This window comes from Actinoplanes sp. M2I2 (assembly GCF_023544445.1).
Classification (GTDB): Bacteria; Actinomycetota; Actinomycetes; order Mycobacteriales; family Micromonosporaceae; genus Actinoplanes.
In genome coordinates, this window is sequence record NZ_JALPVJ010000017.1 from 109,700 (window position 1) to 131,823 (window position 22,124).

The following is a 22,124-nucleotide window of genomic DNA, read 5'->3' on the forward strand; positions in this document are numbered from 1 at the left end:
CCCACGGCGTGAGCGGGAGCTTCCGGCGCCGCGCTCCAGGACCCGCGCCTATCCTCGTCGAGAAAAGTCCGGGGGACGTGTCGGATCCCGGTGGCGGCGTTCGTGGAACCGGTGAGAGGCCGCCCGAGGGTGCGGCCGCACGACGACAGGAGAGCGATCCCGATGGCCCAGTATCTGTTTTCCGTGCTCGACGACACGGCCGACTCCGGCACCGAGGACGAGATGGTCGCCATCCGGGCCTTCAACAAGCAGCTTCAGGCCGACGGTCACTGGATCTTCGCCGGCGGCCTGGCCGCGCCGAGTACGGCCACGGTCGTCGACGGGCGGGCGGGGGAGCCGGTGTTCACCGACGGGCCCTACCTGGAGTCCAAGGAGTTCATGGCCGGCTTCTGGGTGCTCGAGATCCCCGACCTCGACGTGGCGCTCCGGCTCGCCGCCGGAGCCTCGAAGAGCTGCAACCGCCGGGTCGAGGTCCGGCCCCTCCTCGAAGGATGACCGGCGTCGGCGAGGTGATCACCCGGGTCCACCGCGAGGAATGGGCCCGGGTGGTCGCCACCCTGACCCGGCGGTTCGGTGATCTCGACCTCGCCGAGGAGATGGCGGCCGAGGCGTTCGCGACCGCCGTCGAACGGTGGCCGGTCGACGGGGTGCCGCCGAATCCGGGCGGCTGGCTCACCACCACCGCCCACCGCCGGGGCATCGACCGGGTGCGGCGCGAGACCCGGCGCGACGAGAAGCACCGGGAGGCACTGATGCTGTCCGAACCCACCGAGCCGCTCGGCGCCATCGACGACGACCGCCTGCGCCTGGTCTTCACGTGCTGCCATCCCGCTCTGGCCGTCGAGACGCGGGTCGCGCTGACGCTGCGCCTGGTCGGCGGGCTCACCGTGCCCGAGATCGCCCGCGCGTTCCTGGTGCAGGAGGCGGCCATGGGGCGGCGGATCACCCGGGCCAAGGAGAAGATCAAGGCGGCGCGGATCCCGTACCGGGTGCCCTCGCGCGACGATCTGCCGGCCCGGGTCACCGGCGTGCTGGCCGTCCTGTTCCTGATCTTCAACGAGGGGTACCTGTCCTCGGACCCGGCCCAGGAGGCCGTCCGCGCCGACCTGACCGCCGAGGCGATCCGGCTGACCCGGCTGGTCCGCGAGCTGATGCCGGCCGACGGCGAGGTCGCCGGGCTGCTGGCCCTCATGCTCCTGACCGAGGCCCGCCGGGCCGCGCGGGTGTCGGCCGGCGGCGAACTCGTCGCGCTGGGCGAGCAGGACCGCGGCGCCTGGGACCGGAAGCTGATCGCCGAGGGACACGCGCTGGTCCGGGAGCGTCTGGCCTCCGGCCGGGCGCCCGGCCGTTTCCAGATCCTGGCCGCGGTCAACGCCGTGCACACCGACGCCCCCGACGTGCGCGACACCGACTGGTCGCAGGTGCTCGCGCTCTACGACCAGCTGGTCCGGCTCGACCCGTCACCGATCGTGCGGCTCAACCGGGCCGTCGCGGTCGCCGAGCTCGACGGCCCGGCGGTCGCGCTGGCCCAGATCGACGGTCTGCCGCTGGAGGGATACCACGCCTTCCACGCCACCCGGGCCGAACTGCTGCGCCGGCTCGGCCGCAGCGAGCAGTCGCGGGCGGCGTACGACCGGGCCATCGCGCTGGCCGGCAACACGGCCGAGACGGCGTACCTCACCCGCCGGCGTGACCAGCTGGGCCGCGTCTAACCCTGGTTGCGCAGGGCGCCCCAGACGTGCCAGTGGGTGATCTCGACCTGGGCGCTGACCCGGGGGCTCTCGCGGTTGGCGTAGGGCTCGCCGCCGTAGTGGCGCGACAGCCGGTCGATGTCGCGCAGGCCCTCGTCGGGCGTGATCGAGACGACGCGGCCCTGCAGGCTCACGTGGGTGTACCAGTCGTCCGCGGCCAGCACGGTCAGCGAGATCCGCGGGTCGTTCTCCATGTGCTTGATCCGGGCCCGCGTGGCGTCCAGGCCCAGCAGGATGCGGCCGTCGTCCTCGAGCAGATACCAGGTGGCCACGGTGACCGGGCGGCCGTCGGCGGCGACCGTGGCCATGACCGCGGGGTTGGGCCGGCGCAGCATCTCGACGACGGGCTGAGGCAGGGGAGTTGTAGACATGCGGTCAGCCTACGGATCACCGGCGGGCCGGCGGAAACCACGCCCGGAGCAACCCCGAGGGCGCCGATATCGATTAGCATGCGTCAATGCGTCGACTGCTGGCGGTACTCGGTTCCGTGGTGGCCCTGCTCCTGCCCGGTCTGCTGGTGGCCTCGCCCGCCGCCGCGGCCGACGACCTGCTGGAGCGCCTGACCGCGATCCCCGGCCTCACCGTCGTCTCGCAGAGCGAGCCGGCCGGCTACCGGTTCTTCGTGCTCACCTACCGCCAGCCGGTCGACCACCGGCATCCGGGCCGGGGCACGTACGAGCAGCGGCTCACCCTGCTGCACCGGTCGCTCGACGCGCCGGTCGTGCTGGCCACCGGAGGGTACGGGCTGCCCGCCGCGCCGCGGCCCGGGCGCACCGAGCCGACGGCGTTGCTCGACGCCAACCAGGTCTCGGTCGAACACCGCTTCTTCACGCCGTCGCGGCCCAGCCCGGCCGACTGGTCCGACCTGACCATCTGGCAGGAGGCGAGCGACGAGCACCGGATCGTGCGGGCGCTCAAGTCGATCTACGCCACCAAGTGGATCCAGACCGGCGCGAGCAAGGGCGGCATGACCTCGGTCTACCACCGCCGCTTCTATCCCGGCGACATCGACGGCGTCGTGGCCTACGTCGCCCCGAACGACGCGCTCAACGACCTGGACGGCGCGTACGACCGCTTCTTCGACACCGTGGGCGACGCCGCCTGCCGCGACGCGCTCGACGGCGTACAGGAAGAGGCGCTGAAGCGTCGCGACCGCCTGGTGCCCCGCCTGGCCGCGGACGCCGCCACCAACGGCTGGACGTTCGCCGGCACGATCGGCACCGCCGACCGGTCCTTCGAGATGACCGTGCTCGACACGGTGTGGGCGTTCTGGCAGTACAGCTCGACCGCCGACTGCGCCTCCGTGCCGTCCGCCGGCGCCACCGACGAGCAGCTCTACGCGTGGATCGACGGGGTCGCGAGCTGGTCGTTCTACACCGATCAGGGGCTCGAGTTCTACTGGCCGTACTACTACCAGGCGGCCACCCAGCTCGGCTGGCCGTCCCTGCGCTTCGAGCACCTGCGCGGTCTGCGGCGTCACCCCGGCCTCTACACGGCCAACTCGTCGCTGCCGGCCGGCCTGCGCCGCCCGCACAACCCGCTGCCGATGATCGACATCGACCTGTGGGTCCGCACGCAGTCGCAGCGCATGATGTTCGTCTACGGCCAGAACGACCCGTGGGGCGCCGAACGCTTCAGTCCCAGCCGCCGCGACTCGGCGTTGTACGTGGCGCCGGGGGCCAACCACGGCGCCAACATCTCTCGTCTGACGGCGACCGATGCCGCGGCCGCCACCGCCACTCTGCGCCGCTGGGCCGGGGTCCAGCCCACCACCCGGGCCGAGCGTTCCGTCACGCCGCTGCCCTTCGACGACATGCTCGAGCCCCGGCGCCGCCCCTGACACGCCTCAGGCCCCGGCTGGAGGCATTTCTCGTTGGCGGCCTCGAACTGGGTCCGCCCGCCACCGTGCCTTGACACCTAGGTAGCCTATGCCTAGGTTTCCTAGGCATGGATATTCGGGGTCATCTCGATCTGCTGTTGCTCGCTGTTCTGGCCGACGCTGGACCGGTACATGGATATGCCGTGATCGCCGCCCTGCGTGAGCGGTCCCAAGGCGTCTTCGACATACCGGAGGGCACCGTCTATCCCGCTCTGCACAAGCTGGAGCGCGCCGGTCTGGTGGTCAGCCGGTGGGAACAGGCGACGCCTCGACGGCGCCGGGTCTACGAGCTGACGCCCGACGGCCGGGTCGCCCGCACCGCCAAGCAGCGTGAGTGGCGCGGCCTGGTCCGCGGTGTGCAGGCTGTCATCGGGTCGGCCACGCTGCAGGGGATGGCGTGACGACCGCGACCGGCCACGGGTCGGTGGAGCAGTATCTCGACGAGATGTTCGACCGCCTCGCCGGCACCGGAGCCGCCGGCCGCCGCCTGCTGTCCGAGACGGAGAGCCACCTGCTGGACGCCGTGGAAGAAGGGCGCGCCCGTGGCCTCGACGCCGAGGCGGCCGAGCGGGAGGCCCTCGACCGATTCGGCACGGTGACCGGCGTCGTACGGCACGTTCCGGCTGCGGCACGCAGCATCCGGACGACGCTGCGCCGTCTGCTCAGCGGCACGTGGCTCGCCGCCGGGGTTCTGCTGCTCTGGTGGGGTGGCAGCGGGGTGATGACCTGGCTGCTCGGGTGGCCGTGGACCTGGTTGCTGATCGCCACCGACCGGTTCGGCACGCAGGCCGGCATGTGCGGGCGCCCGTGGGTGCCGTCGAATGCGACGAGCGACTGCTTGACCCGGTATCGCGGCACCCTCAACCTCGTCCTGGAAGGCGGGGATCGTGACGCTTACCCGTGGCTGGCGGTGGGTGGCGTGCTTCTCCTGGCGGGATGGCTGCTCCTTCGCCGCGTCACCGTTCTCGGTACGAGAGCATGGGCGCCCGAGCCGGCCATGCTCGGTCTCGCTCTGGCGCTTCCGTTCGGTCTCGCCGCGCCGGTCCTGCTCAGCTATGGCGTCGCCGGACTGTTCTGGCAGGCCCAGCACTGGACGTTGAGCTACCTCACGGCCGGACTGTTCGCGACGGCGATCGCCATCGCGGCGTTGCGCCACGTCCGCTCGTCCGCATCGCCGGAACGTTCCGGCGACCGCGGGTGATCCCGGCCGCCGCCCGGTTCGGCGGCGCCGGGCGTCTTGGACCGGGAGTCAGCGGGTGAGGGCGAAATCGGTGACCGCGGGCAGAGGCCGGAAACCGGCCGAAGCGTAGGTGGCGACGGCGCCCTCGTTCGACGACGGGGTGGCGACGGTGGCGCTGGAAGCACCCAGGTCCCGCAGGCCTGCGGCCGCGGCGAGAGTGATCGCGGTGCCGTGGCCGTGACCGCGATGGTCGCGGTGAACGCCCATGGGCTCCAGAAGCCCGGGGCGGCCCGCACCGGCCGACCAGACGGTGGCCGCCGCCACGGCGTTGTCCTGACTGTCGTAGCCGACCAGGCAGCGGGCGTGCCGGTAGGCCGCCGACTGCGACATCACGGTCCACCGGTCGGCGCTGAAGGTCGAGTTGTCGAAGGCCGCACGCTGCACGGCGACCCGGTCGGCGATCAGCTCGGGTCCGGCGATCTCCACGCGCAGGTCGGTGACCTCGACGGGGTCGCGCAGATCGCGGACCAGCGGCGTCCACGGGTCGTCGTCGACCCAGCCCCGCCGGTGGAGCAGTGAGCGGAGGGCCGCGCCGGAACGGGCCTCCACGACAACCCTGTCGCCGGTCAGGACGCCGCTGTCCGGATCTTCGAGGTCACGCACGAGTGCTTCGGCCAGTTCCTCATCCTGATTGGCCGACGGCGTGACACACATCCGGATCAGCGACTTCTCGTCGAGAAAGCCGATCGCCACCGCGGTCCCCCCGACGGTCCAGATCCGGAGGGCCCCGGCCACCGCGTCCGGCCCGAAGCGCATGTGCCACCCGAGGTCGCCCGGATGCAGCTGGACCGGCCCGCCGTCCTGCTGCCAGGACGCCAGGTCGGACAGAACCGCGTCGAGGGCGGCAGGATCCGGCGTCGTCCGCTCGATATGCATGGGCCGATCCAACCCCAAGGCCTGCTCGCCTCGCACTCGTATTACGCGGCGCCGACCGCCGGCCGTTGCTGCCCCGAGCGGGCCGGAGATCAACGCCTGCGGCTCCTTCTTCGCAGCAACGGCACCACGAGCGGCGGGACGACGACGGTGCCGATCACGGCGGCGAAGCTCAGGAAGTCATGAGCGCCGGCTCGGCGGGCCACGGCCGGACGCGACGGGAGGTACTCCACCCGGAGCTGGTCGTCGACCTCGAGGCCCGAGCCGAGAAGGGGCTGCTGAACGACGGCCTCATGGACGCTGCCGTCCTCGGTGAAAACCACCCTCGCTGTGCCCGGGCCTTTACCCGCGTGGGTGTCGGTCACCCGGGCGAGCGCGACGCGATGATGGAGGTCCAGGGCCACCTCGTCACGCACGATGAGGGAGGCTGCGAAGCACAAGGCCAGCCCGGCGACCACCGTGAAGGTGACCCACCAGTACAAGCCGGCCGTCACGCGCCAGGCCGGGCCGGCCGTCAGGGGTACGCCGGAGGGTCCCGGCGCACGTCCGCGCCGCTTACGCGACGGCTTCGCCTTCTTGCCCCGCCGGCCTCGGATCACTGCTCCATGATCGCCTTCCGTACGCGAGAAGCCATCAGCCAGGAAGGCGGCCCGCACGACCCGATGGGCGATCGAGCAGCTCGCACGAGAGCCCGGACGGCTACGGGCCGACCGCAGCGCGTCCCACTGGCTTTCGTTGCCGGGGCGGACGCGGGTTCCGCACATCGCCGGGACATCCCGCAATGGCAGGATCGTGCGTTGTGAGCGGTGTCGCCGGACGAAGGCGCCGACCGGCGCGATCATGGAGTGATGCCGGAGCTGAGCTATGACGTGGTCGGCGCGACGCGACCCGACCAGGAGGCCTGGGCCGAGCGGCCCGCCGGCTACCGGCGGTACGAGCGGACGGTCCGCGTCGGGCGCGGGACGCCGGACTGGGAGGCGGTCTCGGCCGGCGTCCTCGACTGGCAGGTGAAGACCCGCAGCGGTTTCACGGTGCTGCCGGTCGGCGGCGACGACTACCGGCTGACCGCCCGGGTGGGCCCGGTGACCGTGACGGAACCGATCCGGGTGATCGCCGTGGTCGATCAGCCGGCGAGGCGGGGGTTCTCCTACGGGACTCTGGCCGGGCATCCGGTCAGCGGTGAGGAGGCGTTCATCGCCCACCGCTCGGCGGACGGGCTGGTCTGGCTGACCATCCGATCATTGACCCGACCGGCCGCCGGAAAGTGGGGCTGGGCCTTTCCGGCCCTGCTGGTCGCCCAGCGTGTCTACCGGCGCCGCTATCTGCGGTCGATGAACGGGTCGGCGGCCTGACGACGGCCGGGTGAAGTGTGCGGTGTCGCTACGGTGCGGCGTATGGATGGGCAGGAGCGGGCGGCCGGCGCTGTCGTCGTAGCGACCACGATGCCGTTGTCGGCGCAGGCCCGGGCCGACCTGAGCCAGATGCTCGGTGACGGTTACATCGTGCTGGACATCAAGGCGGCCCCGACCACGGCCACCATCGTGCTGACGACGGTGGTCAGCGCCCGGACGCTCGGGTCGTTGCGCGAGCTGTTCCCGGACGCCCGCATCCTGTTGACGGAGTTCAACGACCAGGGCCGGGGCATCGACTATCCGGGGCCGATCACCCGGGCGCTGGAGGGCGGGCCCGACGGTTACTACGTCGCGCACGGCCTGAACGCGCTGCCCGCCATCGTCGAGAACGAGACCCGGCTTCAACTCGCGGGCAGCACCCGGCCCTCGCCTCCGATGATCGACGCCGGTCCGCGCGAGCCGGCGGCGCCCCGGCCCGCGGCGTGGCCACCGGTCGATTCCGGGCACGGCAGCATCGTCTGGGTGCGCGGGCAGGACACCGCGGCGGACGCGTCCACCGGGCTCAGCCTCGAGTTGAAGTACCTCGACGACGCGGTGACCGGTCTGCTGCAGACCTCCGAACCGCGCGACACCGGCCTGTGGGCGTCCCTGGTGGCGGAGACCGCGGTGCATCTCGCCCGCACGACGAACACCGACGTCCTCGTCGACGTGACCGGTCTGTCGCCGGCGACGCTGGCTCAGCTCGAGGTGCACGTCTCCTCCGAACGGATCGACCACAGCGTCCGGCCCGACCCGGACGACGCTTGATCCGGGCAAGCCATCCGGAGGTAGGTAGAGCTGCCCCCACCCAGACATTGATCTTCGTTACACTCCCGCGGTCATGGTCCGGATCCAACGGGGGAAATATGAGACTGTCCAAGAAGGCCGCCGCGGCGGTTGTTGCGGTGATGGCGGCCGGTGGTGTCGCGGTCGTGCAGTCGCCCGCGCTCGCGGCGTCGGTGCAGTGTGAGCTCAGAGACTGGTCGCTGAAGGTCAAGAAGTGCACGACGGCCTCGATCAAGCCGAACAAGGCGCACGACATCCGCATCACGGCCTCGCTGTGCAAGGGGTCTCCGTACAAGGTGTGGGACACCACGACCGGTAAGACCATCGCCAGCGGCACCGGCAAGGGTCAGACCAAGGACGTCGACCGGGTGATCAACGGCTTGTACGGCACCTACAAGGCCAAGCTGACGTCCGGCTGCCGGTACGACTGGATCTCGATCCGGGACTACTGAGCCGTTCCCGTCCGGCGTCCTCCCAGGACGGCGCCGGGCGGTGGCCGTCGGTCGCTGTGGTGGGATGGGCCGCATGGTCGAATCGCAGGCGCCGGTGCTGGAGATGTTGTGGGAGGCGGACGACCCCCGCCGCACGCTGGGCGAGCGGTTCGGGTTCAGCGACGGGCCGGCGGCCGGCCGGTGGGTCGCCGACACGTTGGACAAGCGCTGGGGCGTTCGCGTCGACTCCTGCGAGCGGATCGTCATGAGCGGCGGCAACGCGCTGGCCTGGGTCGGCACGCCATCCGGCCGGCTGCTCGCGAAGTGGTCGGTGGTGCCGGGGCGTTTCCCGCGGCTGGCCGAGACGGCGCGTCTCACGAGCTGGCTCCACGGCCGCGGGCTGCCGGTCTCGGCGCCGGTGCCGGCGTGCGACGGCCGGCTTCAGGTCGAGGTCGACCAGGTTTCGATCGGCGTGCAGCGCGAGATCGTGGGCGACCTGCTCGACACCGCCGATCCCGCTCAGGTGCGCGCGGCCGGCGCCCTCCTGGCCCGCTTGCAGGATGCGATGGCGGCCTACCCGGATGCCGATCGGATGCCTGGGCCCGCTGTCCCGTTCGAGCCGTTGACGGTCCGGATCACCGACTGGCTCGACTCCGGCGCCGGCCATCTGCCGGTGGCTGCTCGTGACACGCTGCGCAGGCTCGTCGCCGACGCGCCACCCGACCGGCTCGCCCGGCAGCTCGTCCACTTGGACATCCGCTCGGCCAACATCCTGTGTCACCACGGTCAGATCGCCGCGGTCCTCGACTTCGAGGAAGTCCGACAGGAGCACCGGCTCGTCGAGCTGGCCCGGGCGGCGGTCCTGCTCGGCACCCGCTACCACAACTGGAAGCCGGCAACGCCCGACGTCCGCGCGGAGTTCCTGGCCGGCTACGCGTCCGAGCGCCCGCTGACCCCGGCCGAGGCCGGCTGGCTGGACATCGTCCTGCTCTGGCAGGGCCTGGCGATGGTGCCGGCCGGCGACGACCCAGCCGGGTGGGGAGCGGCCGCGCTGGGCTCCATCGGTGGGTGATCAGGCCGGCGCCGTCAGGGTTGCGTACCGGGGCCGGCGGCGCCCAGCCCGATCAGCATGCCGAGCTCGTCGGAGACGGCCCGTACCTCGGTGATCCGGCCGCCGCTGAGGGTGAAGAGGTCGATGACCGACATCTCCACGTCCCGTCCGGTCGGGGGCACCGTGCCGAGCCGGCTGGGCAGCGGGCCGACGTGCCGGCCGCGGACGACGAAGGCCACCGCGACGCGGTCGGGTCCCGCCGTCAGCACGTCGAGGATCTCCCGCCGCTGGCCGGCGACTGCCGCGTGCAGGCCGCGCGACATCGCGACCAGCGCCGACACCGGGGTGGAGGCGCCGTTGAGCACGAAGGGGTCGGCGTACAGGCCGGCGAACTCGGCCTCGGCGTCCGGTCCGGGCGGCACGTCCCACAGCGACATCAACCGTTCGAGGTCCAGGGTCATGCCGACAGTGTGTCGCGGATCGACGGCGGACAGGGGCATCCGTATGCCCGGGCCGGGCTCACAGAAGCGCCGCAAGGGGGCAAGGCGGTCATACGAGGCGGGCCGGCCTGACATGCTCACCACATGCGCCTCTGCCTGGCTTCCGCCGCCACGGCTGTGCTGCTGGCGGCCGGTTGCGGGACCGATCCGGCGGCACCGGGCGTGACCGCGGCCCCGGTGACCGCGTCGGCCGCCCTGAGCCCGAGCCCGAGCTCGAGCGCCGTGCCGTCCGCCGGCAGCCGGGGTGCAAGTCCCGGCCGGAGTGCGAGCCCGAGCCGGAGCACGAGCCGGAGCCCCAGCACAAGCACAGGCACAAGCACAGGCACGGGCCGGGTCAGTGACGGCTGGGAGATCACCGTCTATTACACGGCGGTCGAGGAGTTCCACGACGGCGACCCGATCGAGGTCACCGGCTGCCGCAAGCTGGACTGCGCGCACGGCGACGACGCCCTGGGCCGCTACCCGGAAGACTTCGTGCAGGCGGTTCAGGACGAGGGGACCGGGCGCACCGACTCCGGGCGGTACCTGAACTGGTCGTACGACATCGGTTTCTGGCTCGACTCGCAGCCGCGCAGCTCCGACGGGCGGCGGCTGGTGCCGTTCGTCTCGGCTGCGGCCGACCCGGACGTCCTGGCGCACGGCACGCGCTTCACTGTGGCCGCCTGCGGCCGTCAGGAGGACGGGTCCCGCCCGCCCGCCGCGACCTGCGCGGCGGTGCGCAAGGCCTCCTGGCTGGTCACCGACGAGTTCACGCCGGGCCTGGGCGGCCGCCGCCACCTCGACGCCTACATCGGCCCGGAGACCGGGCCGGGCTTCACCGACTCGGACTGGTACGTGTCGCTGACGAACGCCCGACTGCTGATCGAAGGTTAGAGATCGAGGACCACGTCGCCGCGGGGGCGGCTGGAACAGATCAGCACGTTGCCCTCGGCCGGCGGATCGACCGGGTCGGTCGTGTAGTCGACGGCGCCGGACAGCAGGCCGGACTCGCAGTTGTGGCACACCCCGACGCGGCACGACCACCGGACCGGGACGTCGCACGCCTCGGCCAGCTCGAGCAGGCTGGCCGAGCCACCGGGCCACGGCACGGTGAGGTCGCTGCGGGCGAAGGACACCGCGGGTCCCGTGCCCGGCTCGCCCGCCGGTGGGTGCGGGGCCCGGCCCGACTTCGCGCCGATGCCCGGGGTCAGGCCGGGCTGCGCCCCGAACACCTCGGTGTGGATCCGGCCCGCCGGGACACCGGTCGCGACCAGCGCGGCGGTCACGTCGGTGAGGAAGGCGGCCGGGCCGCACAGGTAGGCGTCGGCGTCGGGCGGCAGCTCGAGCTCACTCAGCCGGTCCGCCGACAGGTGCCCGGCGCTGTCGTAGTCGCGGCCCAGCCGGTCGTGCGGGCCGGGCCGGCTCAGGCAGACGTACGAACGGGCGTGCGGCAGCTCGGCCAGCAGCGTGGCCGCCTCGGCCGCGAACGGGCGTTGCGCGCCGTCGCGGGCCGCCTGCACCCACCACACCGGCCGGGCCGACTCCTCGGTGACGAGGGCGTGCAGCATGGCCAGCATCGGGGTCGCCCCGACGCCGCCGCTGATCAGCAGGACCGGGCCGGAGCCGGGGCGGGGGACGAACGTGCCGCGGGGCGCGGCCGCGTCGATCAGGTCGCCCGGGCGGACGTGGGTGTGCAGATAGGCGCTGGCCCGGCCGTGCGGCTCCTGCTTGACGCTGATCCGGTAGGCCGGATCGCCGGGCCGTCCCGACAGGGAGTAGCTGCGGACGAGCGCCGACGGCAGCCGTACGGTCAGGAACTGTCCCGGCAGCGCGGCGGGCAGCGGCGTGCCGTCCGGGTCGGCCAGGGTGATCGAGGTGATCGTCGAGCTCTCCGGCTCGATCGCGGTCACCCGCAGCGTACGGAACCCGGGCCAGGCCGGCGGCGGGGCGGCGGCGACCAGGCCGGCGTTGCCGGTGGCCGGCCCGGGCTGGTCGAGCATCGCCCGGAACGACCCCTGCCAGCCGGGGCTGAGGGCGGGGATGCGCAGCGCCTGCTCGATGCGCTCGCGGGGGTGGCCGGGCAGGTACAGCAGAGCGTCCAGGTCGGCCACGCTGAGCTGTTCCGGGCCCTCGGCGACCTTGACGATGTCGTCGCCGGCGCGGACCTCGCCCTCGCGCAGCACCCGGAAGTAGAAACCCGGCCGGTGATGCTGGACGAGCAGGGCCGGCATCCGGGGCTCGTCCATCCGGATCCCGACCCGGTAGCAGGTGACCCGGGGCTGGGTCACCTCGAACAGCGCCGCGCCGATCCGATACCGGTCGCCGGCGCGCACCTCGTCGTCGGGCAGTCCCTCGACCGTGAAGTTCTCGCCGAACTGCCCGAAGGTGAAGTCGTCGCGGCCGAGGACCTTCTGCCAGTGCCGGTACGAGTCGAGCTGGTAGACGAACACGGCCCGCTGCTCGCCGCCGTGCCCGCCGAGATCGCCCTGGCCGTCGCCGTCGATGTTGAGCCGCCGCACCCGGGCCGGCCCGTCGACCGGTGACTTCCAGATCCCGGTGTGGACGGACCGGCCGTGCCACAGCACGTCCTTGGGCAGTCCGACGTTGACCGATCGCAGCGTAGCCATTCCCGCATCGTCCACCTCACGCCCGCCGGAAAACACCGGGAGGGTGGACAGCACGCCGTCGGGCGCTGAATGCTCAAGCCCGTGAGCACGATCAACGGTGGTCGGCTGGTCGGTCGCGACGACGAGCTGCGCGTGCTGTTCGGGCAGGTGGACGGCGTCGGTGCCCGGGGCCGGGCGGTCGGGCTGCTCGGTCAGCCCGGCGTGGGCAAGAGCGCGCTGCAGGCCGAGGTCGTGGTGTACGCGCGGTCGCTCGGGTTCACCGTGCTGCCGGCCCGGGGCAGCCAGTCCGAGACGCATCTGCCGTACGCCGGCCTGCACCAGGTGGTCCGGCCGCTGCTGCCCCGGGCCGACCGGCTGCCGGCCCGCCAGCGCGACGCCCTGCTCGGCTGTTTCGCGATGAGCGAGTCGACCGGGACGAACCCGTTCTTCACCTACCTGGCCGTTCTGGAGCTGCTCGTCGACGCGTCCCGGCGGGCGCCCGTGCTCGTCTGCCTCGACGACCTGCACTGGATGGACCAGCCCTCGATCGACGCCTTCGCCTTCGTGAGCCGCCGCATCGTCAGCGAGCGGGTGATCGTGCTGTGCACCTCGCGCTCGGAGGCGCAGCCGTTCCCGGACGCGCACACGCTGGACTGGATGGAGCTGGACGGCATCGACGCCGCCGCCTCGGCCACCCTGCTGGAGGCGCGGGCGCCGCGGTTGTCGCCGACGGCGCGCGAGCGCGTGCTGCGCCAGGCCGGCGGCAACCCGCTCGCCCTGCTCGAGTTCGCCACCGCGCTGGAGTCGGGCCGGTACGCGTGGGCCGAGTTGGACGACGACCTGCCGATGACCACGCGGCTGGAGCGGGCGTTCGCGGCCCGGGCCGAGCATCTCGCCCCGGCCGTGCGGGCCGTGCTGACCGTGGCCGTGGTCGACGACGGCGACGACATCAACGACGTCCTCGCGGCCGCGCAGGTCCTGCACGGCTCGCCGCTGGACCGCCGGACGGCCCAGCCGGCGTTCGAGCACGGGCTGCTGACCGTGGCCGGCGAGCGGTACCGGATCGCCCACCCGCTGGTCGGTTCGGCGCTGCGGCAGGCCATGCCGCCGGCCACGCGACGGCAGGCGCACCGGGCGCTCGCCGGGGTGCTGGCCACCCACCCGGACCGCGCGGTGTGGCACCGGGCCGCCGCCGTGTCCGGGCGCGACGAGCAGGTCGCGGCCGAGCTGGAGGAGGCGGCCGGCAACGCCCAGCGCCGCGGCGCGATCGCGTCGGCCGCCGCCTGGCTCGAACGGGCGGCCGCGCTCAGCCCGGACCCGCGATCGCAGGCCGCGCGCCTGATCAGCGCGGCCGAGCTGGGCTACCAGCTCGGCCGGTACAGCCAGGTCGAGCAGATCAAGGCCCAGGTCACCGGGATGACGTTGCGGCCGCGCGACCGCTCCCGGCTGAGCTGGCTCGAGGGGGTGTTCCACGACGGCTCCACCGGGGAGCCCTCGGAGGTGCGGCACCTGATCGAGATGGCCCGCCTGGCCATCGGCGGCAAGGACTTCGACCTGGCCATGCAGCTGCTGGTGGGCGCGGCCCGGCGGGTCTGGTGGCGCGACCCGGGCGAGGCCGTGCGGCACGAGATCGTCCGGGTCGCCCGGCAGGTGGGCGTGCCCGGCAACGACGCCCGGCTGCTGGCCATCTTCGCGCTCTGCGAGTCCCACGAGCTCGGGCCGATGGTCATCGACCACCTGTCCCGGTGGCCCGAGGACGCGGGCGGGCGCCCGGATCTGGCCGGTCTGCTGGGCATCGCCGCGTTCTGTGCCGGGGACTTCCGCCGGGCCGTGGCGTTCCTGTCCACCCCGGTCCAGGAGCTGCGGGCGCAGGGCCGGATGAGCCTGCTCGCCGAGGCGCTGGCGGTCCGCGGCTGGTGCGAGATCTACCTCGGGGTCTTCGACGCGTCGACGTCGTCCGACGAGGCCATGCGCCTGGCCGACGAGACCGGCCAGTCCATGTGGTCGGCCACCACCCGCATCGCCGTGGCGTTGATCGACGGGGTCGGCAAGGGCTGGGCGGGCCCGCACCCGCTGCTGTCCGAGGCCGAGCACATCGCGCTGCGGATGCCCAACGCCGACTCCTCCCTGCTGGCCGGCGTGCAGCTGGCCCGGGGCGTGGCCGAACTCGGGGCGAGTCGCCCGGAGCAGGCGTACGGGGAACTGCGCCGCGTGTTCGTGCCCGCCGACCCGGCGTTCCAGCGGGTGCAGCGGGTGTGGACGCTCAGCTATCTGGCCGACGCCGCCGTCCACACCGGCCGGGCCGAGGAGGCGAGGACCATGCTCGCCTCGGTCGAGGAGACCGTCGGCACGTCGCCGGCCACCGGCACGAACCTCGCCCTGGAGTACGCGCGAGCGGTGCTGGCCGAGCGCGGGGCGGCCGAGCCGCTCTTCCGCGCCGCGATGGACGGCGCGGCCCGTCAGTTGCCCTGGCACCTGGCCCGCGTCGAGCTGGCGTACGGCTCGTGGCTGCGCCGGCAGCGACGCGTCGTCGAGTCCCGGGAGCCGCTGCGGGCGGCCCGGGCCACGTTCGAAGCCGTCGGCGCCCGTGCCTGGGCCCAGCGGGCCGACCAGGAGATCCGCGCGACGGGCGAAGGCGGGTGGCAACCGACGGCGAATCCGCGCGAGCACCTGTCGCCGCAGGAGAGCCAGATCGCCGAGCTGGCCGCGCGCGGGCTGTCCAACCGCGAGATCGGCCAGCGCCTGTTCCTCTCGCACCGCACGGTCAGCTCCCACCTGTACCGGATCTTCCCGAAGCTCGGCGTGACGTCCCGCAATCAGCTGGCCCTGGCGCTGACCGCACAGTCAGCTGACGCTAGCCGTGACTCCGGGCGCCCGCGATGACGCAGTCGGCCGACTGAAGCCGCCGCGATCCGCGCCGCCCTACGGTCGGGGCGACAGCCGCGGCGCGTCCGGCGCCCGGCGTGCGACGAGCGGAGACAAGCATGGCCACGCCCGTGCTCTTCATCCATGGTCCGGGGCGGTGCCCGGCCGAGGTGGCCATCGGCGTGTGGCCCATCGGCGCCGGCCCGGGCCGGCTGACGGACCGGTCGCTGTGAACCTCGGACTGGCCGGCCGGACGGCGGTGGTCACCGGGGCGAGCCGGGGCATCGGGCTCGCCGTGGCCCAGGCCCTGATCCAGGAGGGCGCCCGGGTCGCCGCCGGGGCCCGCACCGCCACGGCCGAACTCACCGCCCTGACCGGCGAGGGGGAGGCGCTCGTCGTGCTGGACGACCTGACGACGGCGGCCGGCTGTCAGGCGCTCGTCGACCAGGCGGTGGCCCGCTTCGGGGGTATCGACATCCTGGTCAACAACGTCGGCGGGGTGCACCCCAGCACCGACGGCTTCCACGAGGTGACCGACGCCGACTGGCAGTGGGCCCTGGACGTCAACCTGCTGTCCGCCGTCCGCGCGACGCGGGCGGCCATCCCGCACCTGATCCGCGGCGCCCCGTCGGCCATCGTCACCGTCTGCTCGGTGAACGCCTCGCTGCCCGACCCCGGAGTGATCGACTACAGCGCGGCCAAGGCCGCCCTGCGCAGTTTCTGCAAGTCGCTGTCGAAGGAGCTGGGGCCGGTCGGCGTACGCGTCAACACGGTCAGTCCCGGGCCGGTGGAGACCGCTCTGTGGCTGGGGGCGGGCGGCGTCGCCGAGACCGTGGGCCAGGCGCGCGGTCTCGACCCCGCCGCGGTGCGGGCGGCCGCGGTCAGCGGCGCCGCGACCGGGCGGTTCACTCGTCCGTCCGAGGTCGCCCAAATCGTGCTGCTGCTCGCGGCCGAGACCGCGGGCAATGTGACCGGAGCGGACGTGCTCATCGACGGCGGCCTGGTGAACACCGTCTGACCCTGCGCCCCGCCGGAGGCCGGTGGAGGACCGGTGTCACGATGACCGGGCAACCGGACATGGGACTGGTGTGAGCTCCGAATCCGACGACTCCGCATCCGGCGACTCCGGCAACGAGGAGCGCTTCCGGCGCGTGTACGCCGGCAACTTCGAACCGTTGCTGGCCTACGCGGTGCGGCGGGTGGACCACCCGGAGGACGCGGCCGACGTGGTCGCCGAGACGTTCCTCATCGCCTGGCGCCGCGGCGCCGACCTGCCCGGCGGCGACGAGACCCGCTTGTGGCTGTACGGCGTCGCCCGTCGCGTGCTGGCCAACCAGCACCGCGGCGGCCGGCGCCGGGAGCGGCTGGCCGCGCGGCTGCGGGAGCGCCTCGCGGCCGTCGTCGTCACCGATCCCGCGGCCGAGGCGTCGCGGCGGGTCACCGTGCACGCGGCGCTCGCCCGGCTCGGCGAGGTCGATCGTGAGGTGCTGCGGCTGACCGCGTGGGAGGGGCTGGAACCGCGCGAGATCGCCGAGGTGCTGGGCGTCAGCGCCGCGGCCGTGCGGACCAGGCTCACCCGGGCCCGGTCGCGGCTGCGCGACCTGCTCGGTGACGAGTTCGGCCGAGCCGGACATGTACTCGACGTCCTGGCCCTACCCGCCCCCAAGGAGCGCAGATGACCGACGAGCAGCTCGACCGCGCGGTCCGCGACGCCGACCCCTACCGGCCGGAACACGCGCGCAGCCTGCACGGGGCGGACCAGATCCTCCTGGAGGAGATCATGTCCGTTCCGACCATCGCCGGGCGCCGGCCGGCGCGCCGGTGGGCCGCCGCGGTCGCCGCCGCCGCCGCGGTCACCGGCGTCCTCGCCGTCACTCCGCTGATCGGGCGTGACCACCGGGCCCCGGTCGCCGTCCGGCCGAACCCGCCGGCGGGCCGGCCGGTCGCGGCGGCCGCGGTCGCCGACCGCAGCCCTCGCCTGCTCATCGGCGAGGCGGGGTGGAAGGCGGACGCGGCGTACGGCTTCGCCGAGCACGCGGGCACCATGCGGTTCGCGAAGGGCCCGCTCAAGCTGGAGATCAACTGGTATTCCGGTGAGCACTACGACAGCTACTACCAGGACCGGCTCCATGTCAGCGAGCCCACGCCGGCCACGATCGACGGCTGGCCGGGCAGCCTGTTCCGCTACAGCGCGACCCGCTTCGCGGTCATGCTGCGCCCGCGCGACGGCGCCTTCGTCGAGCTCGGCACCGCGAGCGAGGGGTGGACGCGGGCCGAGTTCGACCGGGTCGCCGCGCTGATCCACCGGGTCGACGTGGCCACCTGGCTGGCCGCGATGCCGCCGGAGGTCGTCACGCCGGCCCGGGTGCAGCAGGCGGCGGCCGAGGTGCTCGCCGACATCCCGCTGCCGCCCGGTTTCTCGGCCGCCTCGCTCGACGATCTCGGCACCAACGACCGGTACCAGTTCGGCGCCCAGGTGACCGGCCGGGTCGGCTGTGCCTGGATCGCCGAGTGGGTGCGCGCCGACCAGGCCGGCGACCAGGCGGCCGTCGAGAAGGCCGCCACCGCGCTGCGCGGCAGCCACCGGTGGAAGGTGCTCGAGGACATGGCCGACGACGGCGGCTGGTCCGAAGTCTTCTGGGAGGTCGCCGACAAGACCGTCCGGTCCGGGCCGCCGGACGGGTACGAGGACGCGATCGGTTGCCGGTAGGGCGCCGGCCTCATTCTCCGGCGCGGTCGGGCGTACCCGAAGCGGGGTAGGGCAGCGTCACGGTGAACCGGGCGCCGCCCTCGGGGGCGTGACCGGCCTCGATCGTGCCGCCCAGCCGGGTGACCAGCCGGGCCGCCAGGGCCAGCCCGAGTCCGCTGCCGGTCGCGCGTTCGTGCCGGTAGCGCTGCCGCAGAGCGCCGCGCTGGAACGCCACCCCGAGGTCCTCGTCGGTGAAGCCGGGACCGCCGTCGCGCACCTCGACGACGCCACCGCGCTCACCGGCCCGGACAGCCAGCACGAGCGGCGCCCCGGCCGGGCTGACCCGCAGCGCGTTCTCGCACAGCCCGTCGATCACCTGCCGGATCCGGTCGGCATCGGTGTCCACCACCACCGGCGTGGCCGGCCGGTCGACGCTCAGCCGGGAACCGTAGCGGGGTTGCCAGGCCTGCGCTGCCGCGGTGACCAGCTCGTTCAGGTCGACCGGCGCGATGGTGACCGGCAGCTCGTCGGCCTCCAGGCGGGACAGGGTGAGCAGGTCGGAGATGAGCCGGTCGAGACGCTCGGCCTCGCGCAGGATGGTCGCGCCGGCCTGGTCGGCCGGCACCACCTCGTCGGTCAGGGCCTCGGCGTACCCGCGGATGGTGGCCAGCGGCGTGCGCAGCTCGTGCGAGACCGACAGCAGGAACTCCCGTTCGCGGCCCTCGCTGCGCTGCAGGGCCGCGCCGAGCTGGTTCAGCGCCGTGGCCAGCTCGGCCGCCTCGACCGGCGGGCGCACGGCCAGCCGCACCGAGCGGTCCCCGGCCGACAGGCGCCCGGCCGCGAGCGCCGCCTGACGCAACGGCCGGGCCACGAACCGGGCCAGCAGCGCGCCCGCCCCCACGCCACCGGCCAGGCCGGCCAGCAGCGCGAGCCACACCCCGCCGAGCACCCGCCCGGCGGTGCCCGAGGACGCCGCCCGGGTCAGCACGACGCCGGCGTCGTTGCCGCTCAGCGGTTGCCCGGCGATGAACACGTCGGCGCCGCCGACGACGCCGCGGGTGTCGACGGCCGAGCCCGCGGCGATCTGCTCGACCACGCGGGCGGGCAGGCCCGGGCGGTCGGCGGCGCCGCGCCGGATGAGGTAGACCGCGATGCCGTCGTCGCGCAGCCGGGCGACGATCCGCTGCCGCGCGGCGGGCCGCTCGGTGGCGAGCAGCTCCACGGCGATGGCCGACTTGTCACCGAGGTCGGCCCGGGCCGCGCGGTCGGCCGACCGTACGGCGATCGGCAGCGCGACCAGCGCGGTGACGATGACCGCGATGACGGCGGTGGCCGCGGTGACCAGAACCGCCCGGCCGGTGAGGGTCTTAGGCATTGGCCGTGTAACCGACGCCGCGGACGGTGCGGATCACCCCGGCGGCGTCGCCCAGCTTGCCGCGCAGCTGGGCGACGTGGACGTCGACCGTGCGGGTGCCGGCGGGCGAGGCGTAACCCCACACCGTCGCCAGCAGCTCCTCGCGGGTGAAGACCCGTCCGGGCCGGCGCAGCAGATGGGCCAGCAGGTCGAACTCGGTCGGCGTCAGCGTCAGGTCCCGTCCGGCGACGGTGACCGAGCGACGGGCCGGATCGAGCGAGACCGGCCCCACCGTACGCACCCGCTCGCCGTCGCCGGGACCGGCCGCGCGCCGCAGCAGCGCCCGGACCCGGGCGACCAGCTCCCGCGGGCTGAACGGCTTGGTCAGGTAGTCGTCCCCGCCGAGTTCCAGCCCGAGGACGCGGTCGACCTCGTCGTCGCGGGCGGTCAGGAACACCACGGGCGTCCAGTCCCCGTCCTCACGCAGCCGCCGGCAGATCTCGGTGCCCTCCAGCGACGGCAGCGCGATGTCGAGCACACAGGCGACGGGCCGCATCCGCCGGGCCGCGGCCAGCCCGGCGGCGCCGTCGTGCTCGACCTGCACCCCGAAGCCGTCCCGGGTCAGATAGAGCCGCAGCAGGTCGGCGATGGGCCGCTCGTCCTCGACCACGAGGACCAGCCCTTTGTCGGTCACCGGCCCATTCTGCCCGCTGCGCCGCGGCCGGGATGTTCGGAGAATGTTCGGGTGCGGCCGGGCGCGCATCGATCTGGTGTGATGGGCGGATGGAAGCTCTGGCCGTGGGCGCCCTGGACTGGATGATCGGCTCGGCCCGCCCGGCCGGGGCCGGCCTGACGTGGGCGAGCACGGCGGCCGGAGGCGAGGCCGACCACACGCTGTACAGCGGGGGCGCGGGTGTCGTGCTCACGCTGCTGGAGGCTTGGAGCCACTTCCAGGACGACCGGTACGCCGAGGCCGCCCGGCGTGGCGCGGCGGCGTCGGCGGCCGCGGTCGACGGCGAGGAGGGCTGTTCGCTCTACTTCGGGCTGACCGGCATGGCGGTGGCGCTGCGCGCGGTCCACCGCCGGCTGGGCGACGAGGCGGCGGGCCGGGCGGCGGACCGGGCGCTGAGCCGGGTGCGGGCGCGGTTCGACGGGCGGGGCTGGGGCGAGATGGTCGAGCTGCTCTTCGGCAACGCGGGCATCGGGCTGGGCGCGCTGCACGCCGGCGACCTGGAGCTGGCCGTGCTGGCCGTGGAGCCCTACCTGCGCACCGCCGATCCGACTCCGGGCGGGGTCAACTGGGCGGTCCGCCCGAGTCCCGCGCGTTCGCACCACCTGGCCCACGGCACGCTGGGCATCGTGTCCGCGCTGGCCGCCGTGGGCGCCGCGGCCGGCCGGGACGACCTGATCGAGCTGGCCCGGGCCGGCGCGGCCGACGTGGTGTCCCGCGACGAGGCCGGACCGGCGGGCTTCCTCGTGCCGCACTCCGACCCACCGCACCGGCCCGAGCTGATCGAGCGCTACAGCTATGGCTGGTGCAACGGCCCGGCCGGTGACGCCCAGGCGTTCCGGTTGCTGGGCGCGCTGACCGGGGAACCGGCCTGGGCCGGGCTGGCCGATCGGTGCTGGCACACCGTCACCGGCAGCGGCCTCCCGCGCCGCCTGCGCCCCGGCTTCTGGGACAACAACGGCCGCTGCTGCGGGACAGCGGGGGTGCTGGCGCTGGCCTGCGACCGGCACGTCGAGCGGGGGGAGTCGCTGGAGTTCGCCACCGTGCTGGCCGACGACCTCGCCGCCCGGGCGACCGTCGACGCCGCCGGGGTGCGCTGGTCGAACCATGAGCACCGGGTGACGCCCAGCGCGCTCGAGCCGCACGTCGGCTGGGCGATGGGCAACGCGGGGATCGTCCGCGAGGTGCTGCGGTTCGCCCGCGCCGCCGGTGGCCGGGATCCGGCGTACGCGGTGCCGTGGCCCGACCATATGGCCGCACCGGCTATCGCAGGGTGACCCGGACGCCGCCGGAGAGCGGGGAGTCGTGCAGGTCCACGGCAGTCAGCTCGACCGTTGCCGGGACGTCGAAGGCGAGCTGCCCGTTCACCCGCTCGCCGGGGCCGAGCCTCTGCAGGAACGTCTGGGTGTCGCGGTTGGCGTAGAGGCCGGCGAGCGCGTCGGTGCCGTAGCCGGCCCCGTCCGCGTCGAGGGCCTTCTGCGCGTGGCCCAGGAAGTACCGCCATCCGTCGGCCGTGTTGCGCACCGACAGGCTGATCAGGCAGTACTTGCCCTTGGCGGTGCGCCGCAGACGCTCGGGCCCGACGGTCGTACGGGAGCAGTCGACCTTGGTGACCACGAAGGCGAAGGCGCCGTCGCGGACCGGGTCGCCGAGGCCCGGTGGCTTTGCACTCGGTGTGATCTTCGTCGTGGCGCCGGGAGAGGCGCCGGGGGTGGCCGCGGCGACCGGCTCCCGGCTGCCGAGTCGCTGGGCCGCGACGCCGGCCAGGAACAGGGCGGCGATCGAGCCGACCGCGAGCAGGCCCGCGACCAGCGGGTTGAGCCGCCACCGGGGGCCGGGGCGGGACGGTGTTCGGGAGTCGTACGACATCGGGCACTCCAGGCGAGGGTCTGACTCGCTCTCCTCACTGTCGGTCAGCGGGGCGGGCGGGGCCACCGATTTCGTCCGATCAACGGCAGGCTTCACCTGATCGGACAATCCCGCCTGGAACGGGAGCGGT

23 protein-coding genes are annotated in these 22,124 nt (G+C 73.7%); 15 read left to right on the forward strand and 8 right to left on the reverse strand.

Annotated features, from left to right (window positions below):
* The first annotated feature begins 162 nt into the window (after positions 1 to 162).
* Both HJC40_RS31570 and HJC40_RS31575 read left to right on the forward strand, forming a co-directional pair.
* Entirely contained in the window at positions 163 to 495 is a 333-nt protein-coding gene (locus tag HJC40_RS31570) for a YciI family protein (protein ID WP_250006718.1), read from the forward strand.
* Complete coding sequence (locus HJC40_RS31575) at positions 492 to 1,712, forward strand: RNA polymerase sigma factor (RefSeq protein WP_250006719.1); 1,221 nt, start codon at positions 492 to 494, stop codon at positions 1,710 to 1,712. The genes HJC40_RS31570 and HJC40_RS31575 overlap by 4 nt, the downstream gene beginning before the upstream one ends.
* Here the strand turns inward: HJC40_RS31575 and HJC40_RS31580 are convergent.
* Entirely contained in the window at positions 1,709 to 2,122 is a 414-nt protein-coding gene (locus tag HJC40_RS31580; RefSeq protein WP_250006721.1) for a TIGR03618 family F420-dependent PPOX class oxidoreductase, read from the reverse strand. The two genes, HJC40_RS31575 and HJC40_RS31580, sit on opposite strands and share 4 nt — an antisense overlap.
* 86 nt (positions 2,123 to 2,208) lie before the next feature.
* On the opposite strand from HJC40_RS31580, the gene HJC40_RS31585 reads away from it, so the two are divergent.
* The 3 genes from HJC40_RS31585 to HJC40_RS31595 all read left to right on the forward strand — a co-directional run bounded on the left by HJC40_RS31585 (position 2,209) and on the right by HJC40_RS31595 (position 4,831).
* Complete coding sequence (locus HJC40_RS31585) at positions 2,209 to 3,591, forward strand: S28 family serine protease (protein ID WP_250006723.1); 1,383 nt, start codon at positions 2,209 to 2,211, stop codon at positions 3,589 to 3,591.
* Positions 3,592 to 3,698: 107 nt separating this feature from the next.
* Entirely contained in the window at positions 3,699 to 4,031 is a 333-nt protein-coding gene (locus HJC40_RS31590) for a PadR family transcriptional regulator (RefSeq protein ID WP_250006725.1), read from the forward strand.
* On the forward strand, positions 4,028 to 4,831 hold the full coding sequence (locus HJC40_RS31595; protein ID WP_250006727.1) for a permease prefix domain 1-containing protein: 804 nt from the start codon (positions 4,028 to 4,030) through the stop codon (positions 4,829 to 4,831). The genes HJC40_RS31590 and HJC40_RS31595 overlap by 4 nt, the downstream gene beginning before the upstream one ends.
* A 48-nt stretch (positions 4,832 to 4,879) precedes the next feature.
* Here HJC40_RS31595 and HJC40_RS31600 read toward each other — a convergent pair whose 3' ends face one another.
* Together HJC40_RS31600 and HJC40_RS31605 are read right to left on the reverse strand one after the other, a co-directional pair.
* Entirely contained in the window at positions 4,880 to 5,746 is an 867-nt protein-coding gene (locus HJC40_RS31600; RefSeq protein ID WP_250006728.1) for an N-acetyltransferase, read from the reverse strand.
* A gap of 89 nt (positions 5,747 to 5,835) precedes the next feature.
* On the reverse strand, positions 5,836 to 6,342 hold the full coding sequence (locus tag HJC40_RS31605) for a hypothetical protein (RefSeq protein ID WP_250006730.1): 507 nt from the start codon (positions 6,340 to 6,342) through the stop codon (positions 5,836 to 5,838).
* 249 nt (positions 6,343 to 6,591) lie between these two features.
* Between HJC40_RS31605 and HJC40_RS31610 the strand changes: the two genes are divergently transcribed.
* From HJC40_RS31610 to HJC40_RS31625, 4 genes are all read left to right on the forward strand, one after another.
* A complete protein-coding gene (locus HJC40_RS31610) occupies positions 6,592 to 7,095 on the forward strand; it encodes a DUF1990 family protein (protein WP_250006731.1) in 504 nt (167 codons plus the stop codon).
* A gap of 42 nt (positions 7,096 to 7,137) precedes the next feature.
* The gene (locus HJC40_RS31615; RefSeq protein WP_250006732.1) at positions 7,138 to 7,902 is read left to right on the forward strand and encodes a hypothetical protein; all 765 of its coding nucleotides are present in this window, start codon (positions 7,138 to 7,140) and stop codon (positions 7,900 to 7,902) included.
* A gap of 98 nt (positions 7,903 to 8,000) precedes the next feature.
* Complete coding sequence (locus HJC40_RS31620; RefSeq protein WP_250006733.1) at positions 8,001 to 8,372, forward strand: hypothetical protein; 372 nt, start codon at positions 8,001 to 8,003, stop codon at positions 8,370 to 8,372.
* A gap of 73 nt (positions 8,373 to 8,445) precedes the next feature.
* Entirely contained in the window at positions 8,446 to 9,423 is a 978-nt protein-coding gene (locus HJC40_RS31625; protein WP_250006734.1) for a phosphotransferase, read from the forward strand.
* 14 nt (positions 9,424 to 9,437) lie between these two features.
* Here HJC40_RS31625 and HJC40_RS31630 read toward each other — a convergent pair whose 3' ends face one another.
* A complete protein-coding gene (locus HJC40_RS31630; protein WP_250006735.1) occupies positions 9,438 to 9,863 on the reverse strand; it encodes an ester cyclase in 426 nt (141 codons plus the stop codon).
* Between the two features lie 123 nt (positions 9,864 to 9,986).
* Here HJC40_RS31630 and HJC40_RS31635 point away from each other — a divergent pair, with 123 nt between their 5' ends.
* The gene (locus tag HJC40_RS31635) at positions 9,987 to 10,775 is read left to right on the forward strand and encodes a hypothetical protein (protein ID WP_250006736.1); all 789 of its coding nucleotides are present in this window, start codon (positions 9,987 to 9,989) and stop codon (positions 10,773 to 10,775) included.
* On the opposite strand, the gene HJC40_RS31640 is transcribed toward HJC40_RS31635, so the two are convergent.
* Positions 10,772 to 12,508, reverse strand: a complete 1,737-nt coding sequence (locus HJC40_RS31640; protein WP_250006738.1) for an MOSC and FAD-binding oxidoreductase domain-containing protein — start codon at positions 12,506 to 12,508, stop codon at positions 10,772 to 10,774. The two genes, HJC40_RS31635 and HJC40_RS31640, sit on opposite strands and share 4 nt — an antisense overlap.
* 81 nt (positions 12,509 to 12,589) lie before the next feature.
* Here HJC40_RS31640 and HJC40_RS31645 point away from each other — a divergent pair, with 81 nt between their 5' ends.
* The 4 genes from HJC40_RS31645 (at position 12,590) to HJC40_RS31660 (ending at position 18,062) form a co-directional block, all read left to right on the forward strand.
* Complete coding sequence (locus HJC40_RS31645) at positions 12,590 to 15,370, forward strand: LuxR family transcriptional regulator (RefSeq protein ID WP_250006740.1); 2,781 nt, start codon at positions 12,590 to 12,592, stop codon at positions 15,368 to 15,370.
* A gap of 211 nt (positions 15,371 to 15,581) precedes the next feature.
* Positions 15,582 to 16,370, forward strand: a complete 789-nt coding sequence (locus HJC40_RS31650; protein WP_250006742.1) for an SDR family oxidoreductase — start codon at positions 15,582 to 15,584, stop codon at positions 16,368 to 16,370.
* Positions 16,371 to 16,440: 70 nt separating this feature from the next.
* Positions 16,441 to 17,031 carry an RNA polymerase sigma factor gene (locus HJC40_RS31655; RefSeq protein ID WP_250006744.1) on the forward strand — a complete coding sequence of 197 codons (591 nt, stop codon included), beginning with the start codon at positions 16,441 to 16,443 and terminating at the stop codon, positions 17,029 to 17,031.
* Complete coding sequence (locus HJC40_RS31660; protein WP_250006746.1) at positions 17,028 to 18,062, forward strand: hypothetical protein; 1,035 nt, start codon at positions 17,028 to 17,030, stop codon at positions 18,060 to 18,062. The genes HJC40_RS31655 and HJC40_RS31660 overlap by 4 nt, the downstream gene beginning before the upstream one ends.
* Before the next feature lie 10 nt (positions 18,063 to 18,072).
* Here the strand turns inward: HJC40_RS31660 and HJC40_RS31665 are convergent, their stop codons facing one another.
* Both HJC40_RS31665 and HJC40_RS31670 read right to left on the reverse strand, forming a co-directional pair.
* A complete protein-coding gene (locus tag HJC40_RS31665; protein WP_250006748.1) occupies positions 18,073 to 19,416 on the reverse strand; it encodes a HAMP domain-containing sensor histidine kinase in 1,344 nt (447 codons plus the stop codon).
* Positions 19,409 to 20,089, reverse strand: a complete 681-nt coding sequence (locus HJC40_RS31670; RefSeq protein ID WP_250006750.1) for a response regulator transcription factor — start codon at positions 20,087 to 20,089, stop codon at positions 19,409 to 19,411. Before HJC40_RS31670 ends, HJC40_RS31665 begins: the two co-directional genes overlap by 8 nt.
* An 89-nt stretch (positions 20,090 to 20,178) precedes the next feature.
* Here HJC40_RS31670 and HJC40_RS31675 point away from each other — a divergent pair, with 89 nt between their 5' ends.
* Entirely contained in the window at positions 20,179 to 21,402 is a 1,224-nt protein-coding gene (locus tag HJC40_RS31675; RefSeq protein ID WP_250006752.1) for a lanthionine synthetase LanC family protein, read from the forward strand.
* On the opposite strand, the gene HJC40_RS31680 is transcribed toward HJC40_RS31675, so the two are convergent.
* A complete protein-coding gene (locus tag HJC40_RS31680) occupies positions 21,389 to 21,994 on the reverse strand; it encodes a DUF4352 domain-containing protein (RefSeq protein ID WP_250006754.1) in 606 nt (201 codons plus the stop codon). The two genes, HJC40_RS31675 and HJC40_RS31680, sit on opposite strands and share 14 nt — an antisense overlap.
* Between the last annotated feature and the right edge of the window lie 130 nt (positions 21,995 to 22,124).

Coding starts and splice junctions, on each gene's coding strand:
- HJC40_RS31620 (WP_250006733.1), top strand. CDS start 8,001: ATGAGACTGTCCAAGAAGGCCGCCGCGGCGGTTGTTGCGGTGATGGCG.
- HJC40_RS31630 (WP_250006735.1), bottom strand. CDS start 9,863: ATGACCCTGGACCTCGAACGGTTGATGTCGCTGTGGGACGTGCCGCCC.
- HJC40_RS31575 (WP_250006719.1), top strand. CDS start 492: ATGACCGGCGTCGGCGAGGTGATCACCCGGGTCCACCGCGAGGAATGG.
- HJC40_RS31590 (WP_250006725.1), top strand. CDS start 3,699: ATGGATATTCGGGGTCATCTCGATCTGCTGTTGCTCGCTGTTCTGGCC.
- HJC40_RS31660 (WP_250006746.1), top strand. CDS start 17,028: ATGACCGACGAGCAGCTCGACCGCGCGGTCCGCGACGCCGACCCCTAC.
- HJC40_RS31680 (WP_250006754.1), bottom strand. CDS start 21,994: ATGTCGTACGACTCCCGAACACCGTCCCGCCCCGGCCCCCGGTGGCGG.
- HJC40_RS31580 (WP_250006721.1), bottom strand. CDS start 2,122: ATGTCTACAACTCCCCTGCCTCAGCCCGTCGTCGAGATGCTGCGCCGG.
- HJC40_RS31585 (WP_250006723.1), top strand. CDS start 2,209: ATGCGTCGACTGCTGGCGGTACTCGGTTCCGTGGTGGCCCTGCTCCTG.
- HJC40_RS31570 (WP_250006718.1), top strand. CDS start 163: ATGGCCCAGTATCTGTTTTCCGTGCTCGACGACACGGCCGACTCCGGC.
- HJC40_RS31665 (WP_250006748.1), bottom strand. CDS start 19,416: ATGCCTAAGACCCTCACCGGCCGGGCGGTTCTGGTCACCGCGGCCACC.
- HJC40_RS31640 (WP_250006738.1), bottom strand. CDS start 12,508: ATGGCTACGCTGCGATCGGTCAACGTCGGACTGCCCAAGGACGTGCTG.
- HJC40_RS31610 (WP_250006731.1), top strand. CDS start 6,592: ATGCCGGAGCTGAGCTATGACGTGGTCGGCGCGACGCGACCCGACCAG.
- HJC40_RS31615 (WP_250006732.1), top strand. CDS start 7,138: ATGGATGGGCAGGAGCGGGCGGCCGGCGCTGTCGTCGTAGCGACCACG.
- HJC40_RS31675 (WP_250006752.1), top strand. CDS start 20,179: ATGGAAGCTCTGGCCGTGGGCGCCCTGGACTGGATGATCGGCTCGGCC.
- HJC40_RS31625 (WP_250006734.1), top strand. CDS start 8,446: ATGGTCGAATCGCAGGCGCCGGTGCTGGAGATGTTGTGGGAGGCGGAC.
- HJC40_RS31600 (WP_250006728.1), bottom strand. CDS start 5,746: ATGCATATCGAGCGGACGACGCCGGATCCTGCCGCCCTCGACGCGGTT.
- HJC40_RS31635 (WP_250006736.1), top strand. CDS start 9,987: ATGCGCCTCTGCCTGGCTTCCGCCGCCACGGCTGTGCTGCTGGCGGCC.